4 protein-coding genes are annotated in these 4,844 nt (G+C 60.3%); 2 read left to right on the top strand and 2 right to left on the bottom strand.

All coding sequences use genetic code 11. From position 1 onward, the window contains the following. Positions 1-125: 125 nt before the first annotated feature. Both cysS and NUV89_RS27555 read right to left on the bottom strand, forming a co-directional pair. Positions 126-1,514 carry a cysteine--tRNA ligase gene (gene cysS, locus NUV89_RS27560; protein ID WP_257783798.1) on the bottom strand — a complete coding sequence of 463 codons (1,389 nt, stop codon included), beginning with the start codon at positions 1,512-1,514 and terminating at the stop codon, positions 126-128. A 15-nt stretch (positions 1,515-1,529) separates the two neighbouring features. Beyond that, positions 1,530-3,230, bottom strand: a complete 1,701-nt coding sequence (locus NUV89_RS27555; RefSeq protein ID WP_257783797.1) for a glutamine--tRNA ligase/YqeY domain fusion protein — start codon at positions 3,228-3,230, stop codon at positions 1,530-1,532. A gap of 260 nt (positions 3,231-3,490) precedes the next feature. On the opposite strand from NUV89_RS27555, the gene NUV89_RS27550 reads away from it, so the two are divergent. Together NUV89_RS27550 and lpxH are read left to right on the top strand one after the other, a co-directional pair. Further along, the gene (locus NUV89_RS27550; protein ID WP_017734190.1) at positions 3,491-3,991 is read left to right on the top strand and encodes a peptidylprolyl isomerase; all 501 of its coding nucleotides are present in this window, start codon (positions 3,491-3,493) and stop codon (positions 3,989-3,991) included. Between the two features lie 2 nt (positions 3,992-3,993). Continuing rightward, positions 3,994-4,743 carry a UDP-2,3-diacylglucosamine diphosphatase gene (lpxH, locus tag NUV89_RS27545; protein ID WP_257783796.1) on the top strand — a complete coding sequence of 250 codons (750 nt, stop codon included), beginning with the start codon at positions 3,994-3,996 and terminating at the stop codon, positions 4,741-4,743. Positions 4,744-4,844: the final 101 nt, after the last annotated feature.

The raw sequence follows: 4,844 nt of genomic DNA, 5'->3' as shown, positions 1-4,844 counted from the left end.
CACACATGTACTGGCTGACACACCGCATTCGCGAGCAAGCCCGCTCCCACATTTGGATTGTGGTGTGCCTGGCGAAAAAAAACGCCCCGAACCAGTCGGGGCGTTTTTTATTCAGGGTTTACCGATCAAGCCTGATCGGCCAACCGCCACGTCGTCCCACCCTTGCCGTCTTCCAACACCACGCCCATGGCGGTGAGTTGGTCGCGGATGCGGTCGGATTCTGCCCAGTCCTTGTTGGCCCGCGCAGTCAAACGTGCCTGGATCAGCGCATCCACTTCAGCCGCATCCACACGCCCTTCGGCGCCGGCTTGCAGGAAGTCATCGGCCTCCATCTGCAACACACCCAGCACGCTGGCCAGTTCTTTCAAGCGGGCCGCCAGGCCAGCCGCTGCGTCGAGATCGCTCTCGCGCAGGCGGTTGATCTCGCGCACCATCTCGAACAGCACGGCGCAGGCTTCGGGGGTGCCGAAGTCGTCGTTCATCACTTGGGTGAAGCGCTCGACGAACGCTTCGCCGCCGGCAGGGGCAACCACTGGCAAGCCTTTCAACGCGTGGTAGAACCGCTCCAGGGCGCCCTTGGCGTCCTTGAGGTTGTCTTCCGAGTAGTTGATGGCGCTGCGGTAGTGGCTCGACACCAGCAGGTAACGCACAACCTCAGGATGGTACTTTTCCAGCACGTCGCGAATGGTGAAGAAGTTGTTCAAGGACTTGGACATCTTCTCGCCATTGATGCGGATCATGCCGCAGTGCATCCAGGCGTTGGCGTAGGTCTTGCCGGTGGCGGCTTCGCTCTGGGCGATTTCGTTTTCGTGGTGCGGGAACTCGAGGTCGCTGCCGCCGCCATGAATGTCGAAAGTCTCGCCCAGGCAGCAGGTGGACATCACCGAGCATTCGATGTGCCAGCCCGGACGCCCGGCGCCCCATGGCGACTCCCAGCTCGGCTCGCCGGGCTTGGTGCCTTTCCACAGCACGAAGTCCAGCGGGTCTTGCTTGGCTTCGTCCACTTCGATGCGTGCGCCGATGCGCAGGTCTTCGATCTTTTTACGCGACAGCTTGCCGTAGCCCATGAACTTGGCGACGCGGTAGTACACGTCGCCATTGCCCGGGGCGTAGGCGTAACCCTTGTCGATCAGGGTCTGGATCATCGCGTGCATGCCCGGGATGTGGTCCGTGGCGCGCGGTTCCATGTCCGGCTTGAGGATGTTGAGGCGCGCCTCGTCCTCGTGCATGGCGGCGATCATGCGCTCGGTCAGCGCATCGAACGACTCGCCGTTTTCGTTGGCGCGGTTGATGATCTTGTCGTCGATGTCGGTGATGTTGCGCACATACGTCAAGTCATAGCCGCTGAAACGCAACCAGCGGGTCACCAGGTCGAAGGCCACCATGCTGCGGCCGTGGCCGATGTGGCAGTAGTCGTACACGGTCATGCCGCACACGTACATGCGCACCTTGTTGCCATCCAGCGGCTTGAAGACTTCTTTGGTCTTGCTGAGTGTGTTGTAGATCGTTAGCACGACAAATCCCTTAAATCACTGGCCCCACGAATCACGCAAGGTCACGGTACGGTTGAATACCGGCTTACCTGGCTTCGAGTCCTTGATATCCGCGCAGAAGTAACCTTCGCGCTCGAACTGGAAACGGTCTTCCGGCTGTGCTTCGCCCAACGACGGCTCGGCACGACAACCAGTGAGAACTTGCAGGGAGTCAGGGTTGATGTTGTCGAGGAAGCTCGCGCTGTCTTCGGCCTTCTCAGGGTTCGGCGAGCGGAACAGGCGGTCGTACAAACGCACTTCGCACTCGATGCTGGCGGCGGCCGGCACCCAGTGGATCACGCCCTTGACCTTGCGGCCTTCCGGGTTCTTGCCCAGGGTTTCCGGGTCGTACGAGCAACGCAGTTCGACGATGTTGCCATCGGCGTCCTTGATCGCTTCGTCGGCACGGATCACGTAGCTGCCGCGCAGGCGCACTTCGCCCGCCGGTTCCAGGCGCTTGTAGCCCTTTGGCGGCTCTTCCATGAAGTCATCGCGGTCGATGTAGATTTCACGGCTGAACGGCAGCTTGCGCACGCCCAGTTCTTCTTTCTGCGGGTGACGCGGCAACTCGAGGTTGTCGACCTTGTCTTCCGGGTAGTTGGTGATGACCACTTTCAACGGACGCAGTACGCACATGGCGCGCGGGGCGCTGTGGTCGAGGTCGTTGCGGATGCTGAATTCGAGCATGCCGAAGTCCACCACGCCGTCGGAACGGTTGGTGCCGACCATGTCGCAGAAGTTGCGGATCGATGCAGGCGTGTAGCCACGGCGACGGAAGCCCGACAGGGTGGACATGCGCGGGTCGTCCCAGCCATGCACGTGCTTCTCGTCCACCAGTTGCTTGAGCTTGCGCTTGCTGGTGATGGTGTAGTTCAGGTTCAGGCGGCTGAACTCGTACTGGCGTGGATGCGCCGGCACTGGCAGGTGCTCCAGGAACCACTCGTACAGCGGGCGATGGCTTTCGAACTCGAGGGTGCAGATGGAGTGGGTGATGCCTTCGATGGCGTCCGACTGACCGTGGGTGAAGTCGTAGTTCGGGTAGATGCACCACTTGTCACCGGTCTGGTGGTGGTGGGCGTGGCGGATGCGATACATGATCGGGTCGCGCAGGTTCATGTTCGGCGAGGCCATGTCGATCTTGGCACGCAGTACACGGGCACCGTCGGCGAACTCACCGGCGCGCATGCGGGCGAACCAGTCGAGGTTCTCTTCCACCGAACGGTCGCGGAACGGGCTGTTCTTGCCCGGCTCGGTCAGGCTGCCGCGGTATTCCTTGGCTTGCTCCGGGCTCAGGTCGTCGACGTAGGCCTTGCCGGCCTTGATAAGCTCGACGGCCCAGTCGTGCAACTGGTCGAAGTATTGCGAGGCATAGCGCACTTCACCGGACCACTCGAAGCCCAGCCACTTCACGTCGCTTTCGATGGCGTCGATGTATTCCTGGTCTTCCTTGGCCGGGTTGGTGTCGTCGAAACGCAGGTGCGTGACGCCACCGAACTCCTGGGCCAGGCCGAAGTTCACACAGATCGACTTGGCGTGACCGATGTGCAGGTAACCGTTGGGCTCTGGCGGGAAGCGGGTGACGATCTGCGTATGCTTGCCCGAATCCAGGTCCGCCTGGATGATCGGGCGCAGGAAATTGACCGGGACGGCAGGTCCGGCCTTGGAATTCGAGGTAGGGTCGACAGTGGGCTTGCTCATAGGATCCTTGAACAGACAGGTTCGTGGCCGGGTAAGGCCAGATAAAACAAAGCGCTCATAATAGCCGAAGCCGTCAAGACACTGACAGAGCGTGGCCAAAAACTGCTGCATTAATTGCATGGGCGGTAAAAAACCACCTCGAAATTCCTACAGGTCACGCTAAACTGCGCCCCTTGGCCGCTGCTTTGCCAAAAAGTGTCGCCAAATCGGTAAGGCGCTCAGGCGTCCACACCCACGAATTCCTTGAAAGAGAAACGACCATGACTCAAGTCAAACTGACCACCAACCACGGTGACATCGTCATCGAGCTGAACGCCGAGAAAGCGCCGATCACCGTCGCCAACTTCATCGAGTACGTGAACGCCGGCCACTACGAAAACACCGTGTTCCACCGTGTGATCGGTAACTTCATGGTCCAGGGCGGCGGTTTCGAGCCTGGCATGAAAGAAAAGAAAGACAAGCGCCCAAGCATCCAGAACGAAGCGGACAACGGCCTTTCCAACGACAAGTACACCGTCGCCATGGCCCGTACCATGGAGCCGCATTCGGCCTCCGCGCAGTTCTTCATCAACGTGGCCGACAACGCCTTCCTGAACCACAGCGGCAAGAACGTGCAGGGTTGGGGTTACGCGGTATTCGGTAAAGTCACCGAAGGCCAGGACGTCGTCGACAAGATCAAAGGCGTGCAGACCACCGGTAAAGCCGGTCACCAGGACGTTCCGGTAGAAGACGTTATCGTCGAGAAAGCCGAGATCATCTAAGGGTGATCCTGCTTATTTCAGACTTGCATCTGGAAGAGGAGCGCCCGGACATCACCCGGGCGTTTCTGGATCTGCTCCACGGCCGCGCCCGTGGCGCCCAGGCGTTGTACATTCTGGGGGACTTCTTTGAAGCCTGGATTGGCGACGATGGCATGACCCCCTTCCAACGTTCGATTTGCGCGGCCCTGCGCGAACTGAGCGACAGCGGCACCCCGATTTTCATCATGCATGGCAACCGCGATTTCCTCATTGGCAAGGCGTTCTGCAAAGCAGCAGGCGCAACCTTGCTCAAGGACCCGAGTGTCGTGCAGTTGTGTGGCGAGCCCGTGCTATTGATGCACGGCGACAGCCTGTGCACCCGCGACGTCGGCTATATGAAGCTGCGCCGCATCCTGCGCAACCCCATCGTGCTGTTCATCCTGCGTCACCTGCCCTTGCGCACCCGCCACAAACTGGCGCGCAAACTGCGCAGCGAGAGCCGTGCGCAGACGCGCATGAAGGCCAACGACATTGTCGATGTGACCCCCGAGGAAGTGCCACGGGTGATGCAGCAGTTCGGCGTGCGCACCCTGGTCCACGGCCACACCCACCGCCCCGCCATTCACAAGTTGCAGATCGGCGAGCAAGCGGCCAAGCGCATTGTGCTGGGGGATTGGGACAAGCAGGGCTGGGCGTTGCAGGTGGATGAGCAAGGGTTTCAGTTGGCGGCGTTTGATTTTGTGAACCCGCAGTTGGCATTGCCTGGGGCCTGACTCTCAAACACCACTGATCCCATGTGAACACAGGTCCAAATGTGGGAGCGGGCTTGCTCGCGAAGGCGGTGTGTCAGTCAACTTATGTATCGACTGAACCA

It is taken from the genome of Pseudomonas sp. 18.1.10, assembly GCF_024655625.1.
Taxonomy (GTDB): Bacteria; Pseudomonadota; Gammaproteobacteria; order Pseudomonadales; family Pseudomonadaceae; genus Aquipseudomonas.
This window is presented reverse-complemented; position numbering and strand designations above follow the sequence as displayed.